General features: G+C 70.2%; 12 protein-coding genes and 2 CRISPR repeat arrays. Of the genes, 10 read left to right on the top strand and 2 right to left on the bottom strand.

Features of this window, described 5'->3' with window-relative positions; all coding sequences use genetic code 11:
- From FRAQA3DRAFT_RS28530 to FRAQA3DRAFT_RS35515, 4 genes are all read left to right on the top strand, one after another.
- A partial coding sequence (locus tag FRAQA3DRAFT_RS28530) for a WD40 repeat domain-containing protein (RefSeq protein WP_009742530.1) occupies window positions 1–698 on the top strand: 698 nt, incomplete at its 5' end.
- 42 nt (window positions 699–740) lie between these two features.
- The gene (locus FRAQA3DRAFT_RS28525; RefSeq protein ID WP_009742529.1) at window positions 741–1,313 is read left to right on the top strand and encodes an NADPH-dependent FMN reductase; all 573 of its coding nucleotides are present in this window, start codon (window positions 741–743) and stop codon (window positions 1,311–1,313) included.
- Between the two features lie 207 nt (window positions 1,314–1,520).
- Window positions 1,521–2,588 (top strand): EndoU domain-containing protein, encoded by a 1,068-nt coding sequence (locus FRAQA3DRAFT_RS31885; protein ID WP_009742528.1) that lies wholly within the window; start codon window positions 1,521–1,523, stop codon window positions 2,586–2,588.
- Between the two features lie 182 nt (window positions 2,589–2,770).
- Window positions 2,771–2,935, top strand: a complete 165-nt coding sequence (locus tag FRAQA3DRAFT_RS35515) for a hypothetical protein (RefSeq protein WP_232291802.1) — start codon at window positions 2,771–2,773, stop codon at window positions 2,933–2,935.
- A gap of 17 nt (window positions 2,936–2,952) precedes the next feature.
- Here the strand turns inward: FRAQA3DRAFT_RS35515 and FRAQA3DRAFT_RS28510 are convergent, their stop codons facing one another.
- Window positions 2,953–3,564: an AAA family ATPase gene (locus tag FRAQA3DRAFT_RS28510; protein ID WP_009742526.1), complete on the bottom strand. Its 612-nt coding sequence runs from the start codon at window positions 3,562–3,564 to the stop codon at window positions 2,953–2,955.
- A 389-nt stretch (window positions 3,565–3,953) separates the two neighbouring features.
- On the opposite strand from FRAQA3DRAFT_RS28510, the gene FRAQA3DRAFT_RS28505 reads away from it, so the two are divergent.
- Complete coding sequence (locus tag FRAQA3DRAFT_RS28505) at window positions 3,954–5,639, top strand: CocE/NonD family hydrolase (RefSeq protein ID WP_009742525.1); 1,686 nt, start codon at window positions 3,954–3,956, stop codon at window positions 5,637–5,639.
- A 222-nt stretch (window positions 5,640–5,861) separates the two neighbouring features.
- Complete coding sequence (locus FRAQA3DRAFT_RS28500; RefSeq protein WP_232291801.1) at window positions 5,862–8,354, top strand: helicase-associated domain-containing protein; 2,493 nt, start codon at window positions 5,862–5,864, stop codon at window positions 8,352–8,354.
- 81 nt (window positions 8,355–8,435) lie between these two features.
- Window positions 8,436–10,398: a CRISPR direct-repeat array (repeat unit 30 nt; unit sequence GTTGCGATCCCTCCAGGGATGATCAGCGAC).
- A 334-nt stretch (window positions 10,399–10,732) separates the two neighbouring features.
- On the opposite strand, the gene FRAQA3DRAFT_RS28495 is transcribed toward FRAQA3DRAFT_RS28500, so the two are convergent.
- Window positions 10,733–11,686 (bottom strand): LysR family transcriptional regulator, encoded by a 954-nt coding sequence (locus FRAQA3DRAFT_RS28495; RefSeq protein WP_009742523.1) that lies wholly within the window; start codon window positions 11,684–11,686, stop codon window positions 10,733–10,735.
- A 124-nt stretch (window positions 11,687–11,810) separates the two neighbouring features.
- Between FRAQA3DRAFT_RS28495 and FRAQA3DRAFT_RS28490 the strand changes: the two genes are divergently transcribed.
- The 4 genes from FRAQA3DRAFT_RS28490 (at window position 11,811) to cas7i (ending at window position 17,799) form a co-directional block, all read left to right on the top strand.
- The gene (locus FRAQA3DRAFT_RS28490) at window positions 11,811–12,695 is read left to right on the top strand and encodes an NAD(P)H-binding protein (protein ID WP_009742522.1); all 885 of its coding nucleotides are present in this window, start codon (window positions 11,811–11,813) and stop codon (window positions 12,693–12,695) included.
- A 548-nt stretch (window positions 12,696–13,243) separates the two neighbouring features.
- Window positions 13,244–13,997: direct repeats of the CRISPR family, unit length 30 nt; unit sequence GTTGCGATCCCTCCAGGGATGATCAGCGAC.
- A 598-nt stretch (window positions 13,998–14,595) separates the two neighbouring features.
- Entirely contained in the window at window positions 14,596–15,285 is a 690-nt protein-coding gene (cas6, locus tag FRAQA3DRAFT_RS28485; RefSeq protein ID WP_035921655.1) for a CRISPR-associated endoribonuclease Cas6, read from the top strand.
- 1 nt (window position 15,286) lies between these two features.
- On the top strand, window positions 15,287–16,732 hold the full coding sequence (locus FRAQA3DRAFT_RS28480) for a hypothetical protein (protein ID WP_009742520.1): 1,446 nt from the start codon (window positions 15,287–15,289) through the stop codon (window positions 16,730–16,732).
- A gap of 5 nt (window positions 16,733–16,737) precedes the next feature.
- The gene (gene cas7i, locus FRAQA3DRAFT_RS28475) at window positions 16,738–17,799 is read left to right on the top strand and encodes a type I-B CRISPR-associated protein Cas7/Cst2/DevR (RefSeq protein WP_009742519.1); all 1,062 of its coding nucleotides are present in this window, start codon (window positions 16,738–16,740) and stop codon (window positions 17,797–17,799) included.
- Window positions 17,800–17,808: the final 9 nt, after the last annotated feature.

Raw genomic sequence — 17,808 nt, 5'->3', positions numbered from 1 at the left:
CCAGCCACACCAGCGCCCTGTCCGGCGGCGCGTGGAGCCCCGACAACACCCGCATCCTCACCACCAGCTACGACGGCACCGCCCGGATCTGGGACGCCACCACCGGCCACCACCACCTCACCCTCACCAGCCACACCGACCGGCTCACCAGCGGCGCCTGGAGCCCCGATGGCACCCGCATCCTCACCACCAGCTACGACGGCACCGCCCGGATCTGGAACGCCACCACCGGCCACCACCACCTCACCCTCACCAGCCACACCAGCCCGCTGACCAGCGGCGCGTGGAGCCCCGACGGCACCCGCATCCTCACCACCAGCAACGACGGCACCGCCCGGATCTGGGACGCCACCACCGGCCACCACCACCTCACCCTCACCCTCACCGGCCACACCAGCTGGCTCACCAGCGGCGCGTGGAGCCCCGACGGCACCCGCATCCTCACCACCAGCAACGACGGCACCGCCCGGATCTGGGACGCCACCACCGGCCGGCCGAGGGGCTGGCGGCTCGAGCAGCTCCCGGATGGCGAGCTGGCCCTCTGGTCGGCAGGCGGGGACGAGCTGCTCGGCGCTTCGGACGAGGCGTGGCGGTGGTTGGGCTGGCTGGTGCCGCGCGGCGGCCGGCTGGTCCGCCTGCCGGCCGAGACCTGGGGCCCGCTCCCACCGCTGCCCCAGCCAACCGCTCCGATGCCCTGACTCTCCGCCGCAACGAAGGCGATGGGAGGCGAGGATGGGCCCATGGCGGAAAGACGGCTTCTGCTGATCTCGGGCAGCACCCGCGGATCGTCGACGAACACGGCCGCGCTGCGGACCGCCGCCGCGCTGGCCCCCGCCGGGGTGACGGCCGTCCTGTACGACGGGCTGGCGGGGCTGCCGGCGTTCGCCCCGGACGCCGACGACGCCGCGCCGCCGCCCGCGGTCGCCGCCCTGCGGGCGCAGCTCGCCGCGGCCGACGCGGTGCTGTTCTGCACCCCGGAGTACGCGGGCGCGCTGCCCGGCAGCCTGAAGAACCTGCTCGACTGGACGGTCGGCACCGGCGACCTCTACGGCAAACCCGCCGCCTGGATCAACGTCGCGGCCCCCGGCCGCGGCACGGGCGCGCTGGCCGAGCTCGCCACCGTGCTGCGCTACGTCACCGCCGATGTCATCGAAGCCGCGTGCGTGACGGTACCCGTGGCGCGCGATGCGCTGGGCCCCGACGGCGCCGTGACCGACGACGAGGTCCGGGTCGCCCTGGCGGCGGCGCTACGGGCGGTCGCCGACCATCTCGCGGCGCGAGGGTCCGCGCCCCCGGCGGCCGCGCCGGTCTGACCGTCCCACCCGCCCCGTTCCGCCGGATCGTCACAACCTGGTTGCTCTGAGTGCGATATCGTCCGCGGCGAGCGGATTCGCCAGAGCGACGGCCGGGAGGAACCGATCAGATTCTCGCGCCGTCGGTGGCCGACCGGAGCCGGGACGACCGCGGCGGTCCCCCTGCGGGGCCGCCGGGCGCGGCGTCGCCGGCGGCGGGGATGACCGGTGTCCGAGTTCGACTCCGCCCGGCCGGACGGCTACCCGGGCGCGGGGGCGCGCCCCTCCCGTCCCGACGCCCGGGAACCCGCCACCGATGCTCCCCCGCCCTCGTCCGGCGGGATCATCGGCACCTCGCGCGAGGGGGTGGAACGCAAGGCCGAGCTGCTGGAGCGCCGCGCCGGCGAATCGCGCGAAACCGCGCCTTCCCCCGCCGACAGCCGCCCGGCCGACCGGACCATCGACGCCGCGGGCGCCCCCGCTGACGCTCGCTCCGCCGATCGACCTCCGCAGACCCCCGCCGCCCGTGACCAGCCCGCACCGGCCGCCACCGCGGCCGAGCGCAAGGCGGCGCTGCTCGAAACCCGCGCCGCCGACGCGGACCGCGGCGTGCCCCGCGAGTCGCGCGAGCCGTCCCCCACCACCCCCGGACCCGCCACCAGCGCCGAACGCAAGGCCGCCCTGCTCGACGCGCACGCGGCGCAACGGTCCTCGCCGGCCGAGCTCGCCCCGGTGACCGAAGGACGGCCACCCGCCGACACCCCGCGAACGACCTCCCCGCAGGACACCCCACCTCGGCCCCCGGACGGACCACACGCCCGCGCCACCGACGCACCCGCGCGGCCGGAGATCAGCGAGAAGGTGTTCCAGCACATCCTGCACGGCGAGTGGAACAAGAAGGGCCGCCCGGTCGGCTTCCACAGCGCCCCCGACGGCCAGCCCCCACCCGACCGCCGCATCACCTCGATAGAGGACAGGAAATCTGACGGCACATACCATGCCGACGTCGAGTTTCGCCATCCAACCACGGGAGAATGGAAGAGGAAGGATGTTCCGGAGCACACCATGTTCCCGAACCACTGGCCGGAACAGAAGGTGCGCGACGCCGTGCAGAAAACCTACGAGAAGATCTACGACAACGTCATCGAGCCGAGACTCGGAAATAATGAGTCACTTCCCAAGAAATCCCTGCGAGACAGCTACGACGGCGTTCTGATACAGCTCTACGTCAGCCCAGACGGAGAACTCAGGACCGCATTTCCGATCCAGAAATCCAAATCAGGGGAGCCTCGATGAGTAGATGGACGTTCCGGCGAGACGAAGATCAGAACCTGGAGGTGACTTCACCCCCGCTCGACCGGAATACCGAGGCTGCCGTCCTCGACTTCTTGGAAAGCGATGTCGGCCCATACTCGCCAGACATCGCGAGATATGTGCGGCGATGGCAGAGAGTTCGTGCGGGCGAGTTGGACGCTGCGTTGGGGAACGGCACCGTGCAGGAGATCGAGGGGGATCGGGTGCTGTTGGAGTCGTTGTACGAGCAGTGGGAGTCGGTGTACTTCACGATCGCGGAGTTCGAGGAGCTGCTCGACGACTACGCGGCGTTCCTCGACTCCCGTCGCCGGCCCGACGCCGAGGGGTGAGCGGTTCCGCGGAACCGTCAGCGGGGTAGGCCGACGAGTTCGTCGAAGCGGAGGTGGCGTAGCTGCACGCCGAGCCGGCGAACCCGGCGGCGGAGCGGACCCGCGGCGTCGGGGGTGAACGCCAGCCCGGCGCCGGCGGCGATGTCGGCGGCGACGGCGCCGATCGGCATGCCGTCGGTAGCCAGGTGGCGGGCGAACTCCGGCGCCCGCAGCACGCTCAGGGAGCGGTCGGCCTGGCTCGCGGCGAAACTACGGGCGGTCTCCCCGCGCGAGCGGATGCGCCGCAGCAGGACGGCCCGGTCGGCAAGCAGCGTCACGTGCCGTACCTCGTGCCCGGCGGCGCGCAACGGATCGGTCAGCGCGGCCAGCAGCCCGGGATCCAGCACCGTCATCGGCACGACGACCGGCCCGCCACCAGCATCGAGCACAGTACGGAGCATGTGAACGACGCCATCCCGCCACAGGGGCAGGTCGCGAAAGTCGCCGCGCAGTCGCGCGGGCAGCATCCGGCGCAGCGCGAAACCGAGATGCTCCGGATCGCAGACAAAAGCGCCGGCCAGCCCGCGGTGCAGCTCGTAGGCCACCTGCGTCTTACCGATCCCGTTGGGCCCGTTGAGCCAGATGAGCATGCCGGAAACGCTATCAGCACAGGCCCGACCCACAGCCGGCATCCCGGCATTCGTCATCCCAACGGGTCACTTCGGGGTATCCGCCGTCGCGGCAGCCACCATCCGGGAGAATCCGGAGACGGTCCGCCCGAAGCCGGACCAAAGCGACGTCGCCGAACGCCACGCATCAAGTGTCCGCCTCAACGGTGCCGGCCGACGGCGGCCCTACGCTTCGGTCCTGTGTTCCGGGAACCTTCATCATCGCGGCCTCGCGGATCGGCGTCGAACCGGCCGGTGGTCCACGGACCGCCCGGGGGAACCGGTGGAATCCCGTCACTTCAATGCACGGCCTGACGACGCCTGGCGATCTGCCCTGCTGTGCTCCGACTTCCGGCAAGGAGACAAGACGAGTGGCCACGAGCCCCCAGAGAACGACGGTCTTCGATTTCGCGCCCCAGAACCGAGCCCTGCTCGACGCCGAGATCCGGGCACTGGAGAACCTGGACCGCGGTGACTTCCGGGAGCTTCCGCCCGCGACCGCCGGCAAGTTCCAGCAGCTGCAGGGCGCGGGCACGTTCGCGTCGGTGCGGATTCCCGGCGCGGACCCCGACGTCCAGCTCGACGCGGGCGTGTTCGTCCCCCTCGGCACCGGGCCGCATCCGGTGGTCGTCCTGCCGGCGCCGCTGGCCCCCACCGGGTGGCGCTCCTACCCCGGCCTGCTGCTGAACTTCGCGATCAGGGGCTATCTCGCCGTCGCGTACAGCGAGCGGGGCCTGGCCGACTCGACCGGGAAGATCGACGTCGCCGGGCCGCGGGACCGGGCGGACGGCTCCGCCGTCATCGACTGGATCCTGGAGAACCACGCCGACCGGGTGAACCCGGAGCAGATCGGGTTCGCCGGTTCCTCCTACGGCGCCGGCCAGAGCCTGATCATCGCCGCGCACGACGACCGGGTGAAGGCGGTCGCCGCGCAGAGCGCCTGGGCGGACCTCGCCCGCTCGCTGTACGAGAACGAGACCCGGCACATCGCGGCCTTCGAGGCCCTCGCGAACCTGTTCGGCGAGGACCGGCTGTCCGACGAGACGCGGCAGATCTTCGAGGACTTCCGCGCCAACAAGAACATCAAGAACCTGCTGGACTTCGGCGCCATCCGGTCGCCGATCAGCTACGTCGAGCGGCTCAACGCCCGGCGGGTGCCGGTCTTCCTCGGCACCTACTGGCACGAGACGATCTTCTCGGTGCCGGCCGTCGTCGAGCTGTTCAACCAGCTCACCGGCCCGCGCCGGCTGCTGGTGCAGATCGGCGACCACGGCGGCGACGAGATCCTGGGCTTCCTCGGCGGCTGGAGCCGGCCGACCGCGACGACCTTCCGCTGGCTGGACCGCCACCTGCTGGGCAGGGACAGCGGCGTCGGCGAGGACGGCAACGTCCACACCGAGTACATGCACAACCTGTTCGACCTGCGTAAGTCCAACGACTGGCAGTCGTACGTCCTGCCGACCCGGCGGTTCTACCTCGACCAGCCGCGCCCCGGCTCCACCGACGGCGCGCTGGCGTCCCGTCCCGCCACCGGGTGGACGACGACCATCCAGGCGGGCGCGGACACCCCCGCGCACGTCGCCGAGAAGCTCGTCCAGACCGGCGTCCTGGAGCGGCTCGGCGCCCCCGCCATCTACGACACGGCGTCGATCTCGCGGCGGGACGCGGCCGTCTGGGTGACCGAGCCGCTGGCCCAGCAGAGCCAGCTCACCGGCAACGTGCGGCTGCACCTGACGGTCCGCCCGTCCGCGGCGACGGCGACGGTCGTGACCCACCTGTTCGACGTCGATCCGGGCAACGCCAAGGCGAAGATCATCACCAGTGCGCCGTTCACGCTGCTCAACGAGCGGGAGGGCCAGGCGCGCGCGATCGACGTCCAGCTCCAGCCCGCGGACTACCGCATCGCCGCCGGCCACCAGCTCGCCCTCGTGATCGACACCAGGGACCGGCTCTTCGCCGACGCCACCGTCGACGGCAGCCAGGTCGAGTTCTCCTCCCCGGAGGGAGCCACCTCCTATCTGGAGCTGCCGCTCGCCGACCTCCCCGACGCGGAATAGCCCCCTCACTCAGCTCGGGACGCCGATCACCTTCGGTAGTCGGCGTCCCGCGCGGTGGCGGCGAGGCGTCGTCCGGCGGGGCGCCCGCGTCACGGCCTCGGCGAGGTGGCAACCGGGTCGTCCCGGGCTCGTCCTGCCCTTTCCATGGGCGCTGTTGTCCCTGTGTGAGCGCTTACCCACCGGCCGGTAGGGTCGTCGAGCGCAGCGATAACAATGGTCTCGATGTCCTCCTCGCCATCCTTCGCCGCGCATCTGGCCGGTCTCGACCCGTCGGAGCTGGGTGCCGTGCTGCGCGCCCGCCCCGACGTCCTGGTCGAACCGCTGCCCCGCGGGTTCGGCCAGCTGGCCCAGCGGCTGACCGACGCCCGCTCGCTGAGCCGGGCGCTCACCGAGCTCGACCGGGACAGTCTGCGCGTGGGCGTGGCGGTCTCCCTGCTGTCGGGCCCGGTGACCGTCGACCGCCTCGCGGGGCTGCTCAGCATGCCGCGGGACGCCGTGCGCGCGGTGGTGGACGGTCTGTTCGCCCGCGGCCTGGCCTGGCCCGCCCCGGCCGGCGGCGAGGGCGGCGAGAGCGCCCCGGGCGAGCCGGTCATCCGCCTCCTGGCGCCGCTGCACAGCCACTGGTCGGAGCCGTTCACCGAGATCGGGACGGCGGCGGAGCTCGCCCGTCTGTCGCTCGTCGAGGACGTGCGGACGGCGGTGCGCGCGTTCGGTCAGGACCCGACCGGGCTGCGCAAGCCCGAGCTCGTCGAGCTGTATGCCCGGCTGATGTCCGACACCGCGCGGGTGGCGGCCGTCATCGCCGAGCTACCGCCGCCGGCGCGAAAGGTGCTGACGGACCTGTGGGCGGCCGCCGACGACGACCTCCCCCTCGAGGACGTGCTGGCCGAACGCGGGTACCGCGCCGGGGCGTCCGCGGTGCGGGCCCTGATCCGGTCCGGTCTGATGCTGCCGATAGGCGGCCAGGCGCACCTGCCCCGCGAGGTTGCCGTCGGCGCCTGGATCATCGAGAACCGCCGCGCGCTGACCGGCCCACCGGACGTCCCCCGACCGGCGGTCGATCCGGCCGGTGTGCGCTCGAGCGCGCAGGCGGCGGCGCAGGACGCCGTCCGCACCGTCACGGCGCTGCTCGACGAGGCCGCGGCCGTGCCGATCGCGGCGCTCAAGCGCGGCGGGATCGGCGGGCGGGAACGGCTGCGGCTGGCCAAGCGGTTGTCGCTGCCGCCGGCGGACCTACCGGTGTGGATCGATCTGACGGCGACCGCGGGCCTGCTGGTCCACGGCGCGGCCGGCTACGTGCCGGGACCGGAGTTCACCGCCTGGCGCCAGGCCCCGCCGAGCCGGCAGTGGGCCTCGCTCGCGCTGGCCTGGTACATCGTGGAGCACGCGCCGTCGGGCCGGGAGCTCGACGACGAGCGGGACATCGCCCCGCCGCTGCCCGTGGAGTCCGATGCCGGCCTGCTGCGCGGGGCCCTGCTGCGTGCCGCCGCCGGCGGCCGTTCGGTGCGGCTGACCGCCGAGAACATCGACTGGTTCTTCCCCCTGGACGCCTACCCGGACCCCTTGCGGGCAGCCGTGATGGCGGCGACGATCCGCGAGGCCGAGCTGCTCGGCGTCGCGGCGGTCGACGTCCTGACCGAGCTGGGCGAGGCGCTGCGGACCAGCGCCGCCGGCCTCGCCGACCTCGCCGGCCCCACCGCCACCTTCCCGTCGCGCCGCACCCTCGCCGCGGAGATCACCGCCGCCGCGGCGGCCCTCGGCGAGCGCTGCACCGAGCTGCTGCCCGAGTCCAGGCCCAGCCTGATCCTCCAGTCCGACCTCACCGCCGTCGTCTCCGGCCCACCGACCGCGGCGATGGCCCAGGTGCTGCGCGCCACCGCCGAACCCGAATCCCGCGGCGCCGCCGGGACCTGGCGGTTCACCCCCGCGTCCGTCCGCGCGGCCCTGGACGCCGGCTGGACCGCCGACGAGCTGCTCGGCGAGCTGCGCGCGATGGCCGACCACGAGCTGCCCCAGGCCCTGGGCTACCTCGTCACCGACGTCGCCCGCCGCCACGGCCACGTCCGGGTCCGCGGCCTGCGCAGCGCCATCCTCGGCGACGAGCCGACGACCACCGAGCTGCTGCACACCCGCGTCCTCGCCAAGCTGTACCTGGCCCGACTCGCCCCCACCGTCCTGTCCAGCCCCGAGGAACCCAACACCGTCCTCGCCGAACTGCGCCGCGCCGGCTTCTACCCCGTCGCCGAGGACGCCACCGGCACCGTCATCGTCCCGCCCGGTCGCACACCGTCCGAGACCTCCCCGAGCAGCCCCCGGAGTCGCCGGTCCGGTCCCCCGGGCGCCTCGCCGGCTCCCACCGGCAGCGGCCGGCCCCGAGCCGCCGACGGCGCACCCCGGAGGGTGACCCCGGAGGAACTCATCACGCGGCTGTTTATTGATGTTGACGAGGGCGTGCCCCCGCCGAGCCCCCTGGTCCGCGAACTCGCCGGCCTCAACGACCGCCTGAACGACGGCGAACTCGCCCTGCTCGCCGAGGCCGTCGAATCCCGCGGCGACGTGGTGATCACCTATCGGGACAAGAACGGCAAGCGCACCATCCGCCGCATCACCATCAACGCCATGTTCGGCCGCTGGCTCGACACCTGGTGCCACCTGCGCAACGACGACCGCGAATTCGCCATCGCCAACATCCAGTCCATCTCCCCCGCCGGCTGACCCGTCCCCGTTCGGGTCCGCAGTCCCTCCATGGAGGACAGCCGCAGCGCGCCAGACCATCGGATGCTGGCACGCCACTCCGTCGCGCCCTCTCCAGGGATGATCAGCGACCTCATGGAGGTATACGGGCTGGCCAAGGGCACGGGTTGCGATCCCTCCAGGGATGATCAGCGACCCCCACGACCAGCAGCACGAAGACCACCGCGAGTTTCGTGTTGCGATCCCTCCAGGGATGATCAGCGACCCTGCTGCGGCGGCGGCCCGTGAGGAGACGTTGCGGTTGCGATCCCTCCAGGGATGATCAGCGACCCTGCTGCGGCGGCGGCCCGTGAGGAGACGTTGCGGTTGCGATCCCTCCAGGGATGATCAGCGACCGTCCGATGTCGAAGTCGACCGCGCGCAGGTACCGCTGTTGCGATCCCTCCAGGGATGATCAGCGACCCGGCCTCCCAGCAGCCCCATGCGGCCGGGGTGCCCGGGTGTTGCGATCCCTCCAGGGATGATCAGCGAGGGCAAGCCCTGCCCGCTTCCTAGTTGGCGCCGGCACAGCGTTGCGATCCCTCCAGGGATGATCAGCGACGTGGCTGAGGTGCCCATCAGTGCGCTTCGGGGCGGCCGTTGCGATCCCTCCAAGGATGATCAGCGACATCCTTCCCTACCGCCCCGTTGGAGGCGTTATGAGTTGCGATCCCTCCAGGGATGATCAGCGACTCGATCACCGGTTCTCCGCCGCACACTCGTAGGCGGGTTGCGATCCCTCCAGGGATGATCAGCGACCCGGCCGCGGCCAGCTCTGCGTGCCGGCGGGCGAGATGTTGCGATCCCTCCAGGGATGATCAGCGACGCGCCCGGCCAGACATTCCCGATCAGCATCACCTGGAGCCGTTGCGATCCCTCCAGGGATGATCAGCGACCCCTGATCTACGGCGTCATCATCGGCTGGTACGACCCGTTGCGATCCCTCCGGGGATGATCAGCGACCCCACCCATCTCCCGCCCACGGGGCGGAGGACAGGAGCAAGTTGCGATCCCTCCAGGGATGATCAGCGACCACCCCGGCCGACGCCATCGCCGCCGGCGAGCTGCTGTTGCGATCCCTCCAGGGATGATCAGCGACTCCGCCAGCGCGTCCGGGAGATCAAGGAGGCGTCGCGTTGCGATCCCTCCAGGGATGATCAGCGACGCCACTCTGTCAGATCTGACCTGACACGCTGGCGTGGTTGCGATCCCTCCAGGGATGATCAGCGACCCTTACCAACTCAACAGAGGAGACGGGATGTCCCCGTTGCGATCCCTCCAGGGATGATCAGCGACGCCTGCCCGCCTCGGCGCGCCTGGCCAACGTCGTCCTCGGGTTGCGATCCCTCCAGGGATGATCAGCGACCTGATGGTGTCGACAATCAGGTCAAGGCCGCAGCGTTGTTGCGATCCCTCCAGGGATGATCAGCGACCTACGCCCCGGCAACGCCGCGCTTGCGCTGCTCGGTTGCGATCCCTCCAGGGATGATCAGCGACCCGGGAGGTTGCACCGGCCGTCGTCGGGCAGTACCTGTTGCGATCCCTCCAGGGATGATCAGCGACCCCGAAGGAGAAACGCCATGGCATACGCCACCAGGGCGTTGCGATCCCTCCAGGGATGATCAGCGACCAGCCGTAGACAAATGACCCAAGGATGAAGCCAAGTTGCGATCCCTCCAGGGATGATCAGCGACAACAGCCGTCAGGGTCTTGCCCTGGCCGGGTAGACCTGGTTGCGATCCCTCCAGGGATGATCAGCGACACGTCGTCGAGCTGATCGAGCGGGCGCTACCCGCGTTGCGATCCCTCCAGGGATGATCAGCGACCCGCACGCCGCTGCCCGCGACCGCGGAGACGGTCGCGTTGCGATCCCTCCAGGGATGATCAGCGACCATAGGCGGGGGTTTGCACCATCGTCGGGACCACCCGTTGCGATCCCTCCAGGGATGATCAGCGACTCATGGGAGCAGTCCATCGCCGCGAACGGCCAGTGGTCGTTGCGATCCCTCCAGGGATGATCAGCGACCCCATGGTAAAGGTGCAGGTCAAGGGTGGTGCGCACCGGGTAGATATCGGCGATCTTGCAGCGGTCCGGCGGTAATGCAACTGTGCAGGTCAGAGCCATGATCGAAAAAGGCCGTGGTGAGCATTCAAGATGGACCGGCTCTCCCTGCCGCGTGCCCCGGTAGGTGCCCAGCGCCTGGCCGATGACGCCGCAAGCACGGCCCCTACAGCCGCTGCGCACCACCAGCGCCGCGTATGGCCACTCAATCGACGCATGGTGCCACCTGTGCAACGACAGCCCGTGCCTTCGCCATCGCCAGGCTCGAAGAGCCTTTCCCGTCAGGTGACGCAAGGCTTCACATCATCGCCCGCTGCGGCGGCTCCGCGTCCGCCTGGGCGGCCTTCGCGACGGCGGTGGCCGCGCGGAGGAAGGCGGCGACGGCCGGCGAGCGGGAGTCCTGGAGCCAGGCCAGGGAGAGCGTGGACGGGGGGAGATCGCTGACGGTCCGGTAGGCGATGCCGAGCCGGCGGTGGCGGGCGGCGACCGAGACGGGTACGAACATGACGATGCTGCCCAGCTCGATCAGATTGAAGATCTTCGCCAGATCGAGGGGGGTCGACTGAGCCTCGATGACCCGTCCCCGAGGCGCGGACGGTGACCGTTCGCGGCCGTTCTGGGCGCGGGCGGTCGTGGACGGACGGCCGTCTCGGTCGGCGGGTGTGCCGTCGGGCAGCGATCGGCCGACCAGGTCGGCCAGGCACAGGGAGGAACGGGCGGCCAGCGGATCGTCGGCCGCCAGCGCGAGCAGTCGGGGCTCGGTTACCAGCGGCTCGACGTCGAGGCCGTGGTCGTCGAACGGGGTGGGCAGCAGCGCGACGTCCGCCCGGCCGTCGCGCAGGGCGGGCGCCTGCTCGCCACGGCCGCCGAGCAGCAGCTCCACCGGGAGGGCCGCGTCCTCGCGCTGGAAGGTGGCGAGGATCCCCGGGAGGAGGCCGGCGTCGAAATCGGCCTTGAGTGCGACGCGCAGACTCGGCGCCGGCTGCCCGGCATGTCGGGCCCGCCGGGCGGCCGCGGTGACGGCGTCGAGTGCGGTCCGGGCGTCGTGCAGGAAGACCTCCCCCGCCGGGGTGAGCGCCACCTGACGGGTCGTCCGCTCCAGCAACCGCACGCCCAGGTGCCGCTCCAGCTCACGGATCGCCCGGGACAGCGGCGGCTGCGCCATGCCCAGCCGCTCGGCCGCACGCCCGAAGTGCAGCTCCTCGGCAACCGCCACGAAGTACCGGAGTTGCCGAACCTCCAGCTCACTCATATCCGCACGGTATCAATGCGGCGCCGATCGGTCCTTCAGCTCCGACGCCGGGCCGGATTGACTGCGTGATGCCGACGCCGACCGACAAGCGGGCGGCGTCCGCCAGCAACCACTGGAGTTTGCCTTGATCGTCGTCACCACTCCCACCGGCCAGATCGGCCGCCAGCTCCTCGACATCCTCCTGACCGGCGATGAGCCCGTCCGCGTCATTGCACGCGATCCTTCCCGCCTGCCCGCGCACATCCGCGAGCGCGTCGAGGTCGTGGCGGGTTCGCACGGCGACGCCGACGTCGTCACCCAGGCGTTCGCCGGCGCCGACGCGGTGTTCTGGCTGGCTCCCCCGAACGATCGGGCCGTGAGCGCCGACGCCGCCTACCTCGACTTCACCCGGCCGGCCTGCGACGCCATCGAGAAGCACGGGGTCGGCCGGGTCGTCGGCGTCTCCGCCCTCGGCCGCGGGCTGGCCCTCGGCCGCAACGCCGGACTCGTGACGGCGGCCCTGGCGATGGACGACCTGATCGCGAGCACCGGCGTGCACTACCGGTCGCTGGCGATGCCTGGCTTCATGGACAACATGCTCAACCAGGTCGAGGCGATCAGGAATCAGGGCACGTTCTTCTCGACGCTGTCCGGCGACCGCAAGCACCCCACGTGTGCCACCCGCGACATCTCCGCCGTCGCCGCCCGCCTGCTGCTCGACGGCTCCTGGACGGGACGCGACGACGTCCCGGTACTCGGCCCCGAGGACCTCTCCCAGAACGACCTGGCGGACATCATGTCCGAGGTGCTCGAACGCCCGATTCACTACCAGCAGATCCCCGGCGAGGCCCTCCGGGCCACGCTGGTCGAACACGGCATGTCCGACGCGATAGCGCAGGCCATGCTCGACATGTTCACCGCCAAGGACAACGGCCTCGACAACGCCGAGCCCCGCACCCCCGAAGCCACCACCCCCACCACCTTCCGCCAGTGGTGCGAGGAAGTCCTCAAGCCGGCCGTCCTCATCTGAAGCCCCCGCCCCTCTCCGGCGATCTGGCCGATCGGCGCCTTCGCGGGCCGCTCACCTGCTGCGAAGCTCCATCTCGGGGGGTCACGGGCCAAGAGCGGGGCACTGCGCCATCTGTCTGGGCAGGGTCGGGTGGGCTGCGCCACGACGCGGCACGGCACTCTGGCAAAGAAGATGGGGCGATGAACTCCGACCCCCTCATGACCGTCCTTGAGGTGGCCGATCACCTCAGGATCACTCCGTCATCCTGGCGAGCCAACGTGGCGAGCGGCGACGCCCCCGCCGCCGACGACCCCGACACCGATCAACCGGAGAATCGCCGCAGGCCGCGCTGGCGGCGCTCGACGATCGAGGAGTGGAACCGGACTCGACGTCGAGGGGGGCGCCCGCATCCGGACACCCCACCGGTCGCTCCCGCCTGACGACCATGTCCGAGGCCGGTCCGGCGCGGTCCGATGCCGTCTTGGCACCGCTTCGACACGTCTTCGGAGAACACGCTCGGGTGGCAGGTGCCAGTGAGGTGGCGAGAACATGGCTGCGCCACTGCGCGAGTTGCGATCCCTCCAGGGATGATCAGCGACCGTGACGATGCGGACACACCCGAGGCCCCGCCACAGTTGCGATCCCTCCAGGGATGATCAGCGACAAGGTCGCCAGGAAGTATGTGCAGCGTGGTCAGGTGCTGTTGCGATCCCTCCAGGGATGATCAGCGACGCTCCCGATGAGCCAGGCCGCGCGCGCTGCTCGAGGTTGCGATCCCTCCAGGGATGATCAGCGACCCCTGCTCGCCGCTCGGCTCAAGCTGATTTCCATCGGTTGCGATCCCTCCAGGGATGATCAGCGACCGTTCGACCATGCGCGGACCCTCGACGACCGCGTGTTGCGATCCCTCCAGGGATGATCAGCGACCCGCGTCCAGCAGGGCACGCAGACCCGCAACGGTCAGCTGTTGCGATCCCTCCAGGGATGATCAGCGACTCCCGCCTCATCGTCAGCGACGGCGCCGTCCTGAGACGGTGTTGCGATCCCTCCAGGGATGATCAGCGACTAGCGCCAAGGGGGAACGGTCGTTGGACGACACGTTGCGATCCCTCCAGGGATGATCAGCGACTGCCCACTCTCCCCCCGCCCCCCGGCTGGCCCGCGTTGCGATCCCTCCAGGGATGATCAGCGACCCGGTATGACGAGCTGATGCACGCCCACCCGGCCACGTTGCGATCCCTCCAGGGATGATCAGCGACCCGGCGGCGGCGAAGACACCACGACGGGCTCGGCGTTGCGATCCCTCCAGGGATGATCAGCGACCCCATAGTAAAGGTGCAGGTCAGAAGCACTGTGGAGTGGGGGCGGAACGGCGATCTTGCAGCGGTTCGGCGGTAGTGCAACTGCGCAGGTCAAAGGCATGATTCGGGGTGGGTGATCGCAAAGGGCGGATGGTCTCAGGGCTGGGGCTTCTGGACCTGCGGCCTGCCTCGCGACGCCGCGCGGCAGACGTGAACCTGCCGAGGAGTAGAGCATCCGGGGACTCCGGGCGTCCGACCAAGGGACTGATCACCAGGCGGAACGGGCACTGGGTGGTCCACGAGTGGAGGGCAAACCTGGCGCCGCGGCGCCATACGATGCACGGACCCCGGTTGCGACATGGGCTTGAGCGGGATTCAAGCTGGCTCTGAAGCAAGATACCCAGAAATAAGTGCAGGTCAGGCAGCATATCTGCCCCATGGGAGAATCGGCGGTCGTCTCCTCGCCGGCCGATCGGGACAGGGTCTTCCTTGGCGTTGTGGTGGTCCTCCGACCCCCGCCAGCAGAGGGCGGTTGCGGCTATGCGAGACTTCCTCGCCGTGCGGGTGGCGGCATCGTCGCCGCCACTGGGCCGTACGGTCCGTGCATGAACGGGGGATGCATGAGATTTCGGGTCGATCTTGCAGCGGATGGGTCTTCCTTGCAATGGGATAACGTTTTCACGCCGGCGCGGGCGTTGGCTTACGACCTGATCCGTGGCCAGGATCCGGAGCTGGCCGAGGAGCTGCACAAGCGCGGTTACGCGGGCTCGCCACTGCGTCCGCTCGGTATCTCCTCACCACAGTTCCGCGGAACGCGTAAGAGTCACAGCGTCTACGCCACCTCACCGGACGGCTCCCTCTGGTTCGGTTCACCGGTGCCCCGCATCGCCTCCGCGCTGCTGGCCGGAATAGCCGGCCGGCAGACGCTCCGCTGGGCGTCGTTGCAGCTCACTCTCCGCGGCGTTCAGCTCGAACCGGCACCTGACCACCAGGCGGGCGAAGCGGTGTTCGCGACGCGGACACCGATCCTCATCAAGTGGGAGGACCGCTACATTCACCCGGACCATCCGCGTTTCGTCGAGCGACTGAGCCACAATCTGAGACACAAGGCCGACCTGCTCGGTCTGCCAGCCGACAACGACATCGAGATCATCTCCTCCGGCCCGCCTCGCAAGTTCCTCGTGCAGCGGGCGCCGCGGCACGGAAGCACGGCCGAGATCCGCGTCCACGCGGATTCCACTCTCCTCGACGCACTCTACGACTGGGGCCTCGGGCTCGGGACCAACCAGGGCTTCGGATGGATCCGATAGCGTGGCCGGCGCCGGCATCTCCACAAGCCAGCTCAACGACCGGCTGTTCCTGACGGAACATCCACTGCAACGATCCGGGGCTCGTTCGATCAGCCTTCTCGCCGAGCGCGACGATGTCGACCAGGTCAGCTCGGCGGATCTGGATCGCGTTGCCGGGCAGATCGTCTCGGATGTCGTCGACGCGGCCGTCGCCGACAAGACGGACGCGGCGTACGACTGGTGGAAGATCCTGTTCGCGATGTACCCGAACGCGAAACCCACCCATGCCAAACGCAGCCGCGATCGGGATGATCTCACCGCGGAGATGACCCGATATTTCGCCCCGGATGTCGCCGGACCAGAGAAGACCAGCCAGGCGATCCGGCCGTGTGCCTTCTGCGGCGGAGCGACGAGCGTGCTGTGGGCCAAGTCGACGCTGCCGATGTTCGACACGACGAAGGCGCTGAACACGCTGCCGCCGCGCCTCGCCGGCTGGCCGGTCTGCCGTCCGTGCCGGCTGGCGATGTGGGCGATGCCCTACGGCGCCTCGGTCACCCTCGGCTCCGCGACCGTCCTGACCTGTGAGAACGCCGAGGTCGAGCGACGGTTCACGGAGGTGAACCTGGAGCGGTCCGCCCGCATCCGCCAGACCGGCTTCAGTTCGCTGGCGGCGAATGCATCCCCCGAAAGCGTCGCTCTGCTCGCTCTGGAACAGCATGCGGTCGCCAGGCCCGTGGCAGCCACCCTGTGGAGCTTCAAGAACGACAATCAGGAGCCCTGGCTGCGGGTCAGCGAGACCCGCATTGCGGTTGTTACATTCCTGCGCGCGCTGCGCGGCGATGGCGAGGCGGATCGCGGCTGGTGGGCGTTGCGACGCCACCTCACTCGCCGCGGACCAGACAGAAAGATCATCCAGAACGGCCGCGACGTTCTCGCCCGCGCATTGTTCGCCTCGACGAACAGCCGCTCCGACCGCATCCTGAGCCACCTGTCCGAGCAGGCCGGCGACCTCACGAAGATCCCCGTCTCGACAATCCGCGCCTGGCGGACCCTGCACGCGCTCTACCTGAAGGAGATGCACGGCGTGGACGCAGCCGACCTCAGCCCGGTCACCACCTTGCTGACCGACTGGATCATGCGGGAGAAGAATCCGCGGGGTCGTTTCAACGAATACTGCCGCGCGGCTAGTCGGAGCCATGCGCTACAACGCCTGCTGATGGAGGCGAGTGCCCGTCTTCAGCTCGATGGCCGGAATCCCGCGGACATCACGAAAGTCGCCCAACCCCTGTTGCACGGCCCACAGGGATACCAGTGGCGCGGGCAGCTTTTCTTCGAGGTGTCGGCGGAGCTCGTCCGCCGCGGCGCCGCCATCGGCAAAAAGAGCGACGACGACGAGACGGACGCGATCGAGACCGACGGTCCCCTGTTCGGGACGGACCCGGCGGACCCGGACGACGAAGGGGCGTAGGAACGATGACCTACCTGGCAGGAAAGCTCGTGCTCGCGATCGAGGCCGGCGCTCCGAACAACGGCCGCAGCGACGGCACGACCGCCCGAGTGAAGAAGGCAAGAATCCACGGCAGGGACTATCCCTACGTCTCCGCCCAAGCATTCCGCCGCTGGCTGCGGGACACGATGACGGCCGCCGGCTCGGTGCCGTCGCCCACCGAACGCGTCGGCAAGGCTCAGCAGAAGGCGCAGAAGGCGACGACCGCCGCCAATCCCATCGAGTACGCCGACGACGATCTGTTCGGCTACCTGAAGGCGACGGCGAAGTCGGATGACGCGTCCACCACCGTTCGCGATACCGCATTCATGGTAGGCACGTTTCTGTCGGTGGAGCCGGTCCGCCTCACCGAGGACTTCGGCGTGATGTCGCGGAACATTCCGGAACCGGTGCTGCACGCGCACGAATTCTACACCGCCGACCTGGCCGCCCCCTTCCTGCTCGACCTCCCGAGAATCGGCACGTTCACGCTACCGGACCGTAACGGCGCCGGGCGGCCAAATTACCTGACCGAGAAAGAGGCGATGAGCCTCGCCGCCGCCGCGCAGGCCGGGGCAGCGAGCGTCAGATTCCGCGGCCACGGCGCGGTACGACTCCCGCTCGCGGAGCGGCGGCAACGCGTCGCGCTGCTGCTCGAGGCGCTCGCTGAACTCGCTGGCGGGGCGAAGAAGGCGCTGCATTACGGCGACCGGCTGCCGGCGCTGTTCGCCCTGGTTCCGATGGCGGGCGGGGTCAATCCCCTCGGCTTCGTGATCGACGGTGCCGATGATGGCACCGGGCTGCGGGTCCGTGGTGACGTGCTGCGCCGGGAGCTGCAGGCATGGGAAGGCGAGTGGGAGGCGCCGGTGCTCGTCGGCTGGCGGCCGGGCTTCCGCGACCCGCTGCGCAAGCAGTTCGAGGACGACCTGGCCGAGGAGATCGATACCGGGAAGGTCGTCGTCGGCCATCCCCGCACGGTGCTGCTCGAGCTGGCCGGGCGGATACGCGGCGGCGAGCACGACACCTGGTTCGACGACCGGACCCGATGAGCCCCCGCG

The sequence above is a fragment of the Frankia sp. QA3 genome (assembly GCF_000262465.1).
In the GTDB taxonomy this organism is placed as follows: Bacteria; Actinomycetota; Actinomycetes; order Frankiales; family Frankiaceae; genus Frankia.
Note: the sequence above shows the minus strand (reverse complement) of the source record. Positions and strands in the feature narration are given on the sequence as shown.

Coding starts and splice junctions, on each gene's coding strand:
- FRAQA3DRAFT_RS28500 (WP_232291801.1), top strand. CDS start 5,862: ATGTCCTCCTCGCCATCCTTCGCCGCGCATCTGGCCGGTCTCGACCCG.
- cas7i (WP_009742519.1), top strand. CDS start 16,738: ATGACCTACCTGGCAGGAAAGCTCGTGCTCGCGATCGAGGCCGGCGCT.
- FRAQA3DRAFT_RS28525 (WP_009742529.1), top strand. CDS start 741: ATGGCGGAAAGACGGCTTCTGCTGATCTCGGGCAGCACCCGCGGATCG.
- cas6 (WP_035921655.1), top strand. CDS start 14,596: ATGAGATTTCGGGTCGATCTTGCAGCGGATGGGTCTTCCTTGCAATGG.
- FRAQA3DRAFT_RS28495 (WP_009742523.1), bottom strand. CDS start 11,686: ATGAGTGAGCTGGAGGTTCGGCAACTCCGGTACTTCGTGGCGGTTGCC.
- FRAQA3DRAFT_RS28510 (WP_009742526.1), bottom strand. CDS start 3,564: ATGCTCATCTGGCTCAACGGGCCCAACGGGATCGGTAAGACGCAGGTG.